Source organism: Bradyrhizobium sp. CAR08 (assembly GCF_052871955.1).
Map to the genome: position 1 here is coordinate 1 of NZ_JBIXJX010000080.1, position 1,271 is coordinate 1,271.

General features: G+C 61.9%; 1 protein-coding gene. It reads left to right on the plus strand.

Annotation, left to right across the window (positions count from 1 at the left end):
• Nucleotides 1-89: 89 nt before the first annotated feature.
• On the plus strand, nt 90-1,268 hold the full coding sequence (locus tag ACIPUD_RS39780; protein ID WP_317244478.1) for an IS481 family transposase: 1,179 nt from the start codon (nt 90-92) through the stop codon (nt 1,266-1,268).
• The last annotated feature ends 3 nt before the right edge of the window (nt 1,269-1,271 follow it).

Here is a 1,271-nt window from a genome sequence, read left to right on the forward strand (position 1 = left end):
TGTTTAGACCGGACAGATCACTGACAGGTGTTCGGAGACATAGCTGACACTTCAAACTGGGCTGGAATGGTCGATTCGGGAGGCCTTCCATGCCCTGGAACGAGGTGTCGGTGATGGATCAGCGACGGGAGTTTGTGCGGCTTGCGTTGCAGGAAGGGGCGAACCGGCGGGAGTTGTGCCGGCGGTTCGGGATCAGTCCTGATGTGGGCTACAAATGGCTGCGGCGTTGGCAGGCTGGAGATCATGAACTGGCGGATCAGTTGCGCCGGCCCAAGAGCATGCCCAAGCGGAGCGTGCCTGAGGTCGAGGCGCGGGTTCTGGCTGTGCGTGACAAGCATCCGGCTTGGGGAGCGCGCAAGATTGCCCATTGCCTGAAGCGCGGCGGCCAGACCGTACCGGTGCCCTCCACAGTGCATCGGATCCTGTGCCGGAACGAACGGATCAAGCCGAGCGAGAAAGCCGCGCCGAGCCCTTCAGGCCACCGGTTCGAGAGGGACGCGCCCAATCAACTCTGGCAGATGGACTTCAAGGGCCACATGCCGCTTGCCGACGGAAGGCGTTGCCATCCGCTAACCATGGTCGATGACCACTCCCGCTATGCGCTGTGTTTGAAGGCGTGCGCCAACGAGCAGCGACCTGATGTGCAGAGGCATCTGACCGACACCTTCCGACGCTATGGGCTGCCGGAGGCCTTCTACCTCGACAACGGTTCTCCCTGGGGCGACACCTCGGGCGTTCGCTGGACTGCGCTGAAGGTATGGCTGCTCAAGCTCGGCGTCAGGGTGGTCCATGCCAGGCCACGTCATCCTCAGGGCCGAGGCAAGAACGAACGCTTCCATCGCAGCTTGAAAGCAGAAGTGTTCGCTCTGCGCACGTTCCGCACTTTGGCGGAAGTCCAGCGTGCCCTCGATAGCTGGCGAACGGTCTACAATCTGGAGCGGCCCCACGAGAGCTTGGGCATGGGCATTCCCGCCGATCGCTACCGGCCCAGTTTACGCGCCATGCCGGATCGTGTGCCGAAGATCCAATACGACGCCGGGGAGATCGTTCGCACCGTCTCCTCGACGCGGAGCTACATCGCCTTCAAAGGGCAAATGTGGAAAGTCCCTCAAGCCTTCTGCGGCGAGCAGCTGGCCGTGAGGCCGCTCGACCGCGACGGCCGCTACGGAATCTTCTTTGCCAGTTGGCAGGTCGGATCAATCGACTTGACGCGCAGCCAAACTGTCAGTGATGTGTCCGAACAGGCGTCAGCTATGTCTCCGGTCTAAACA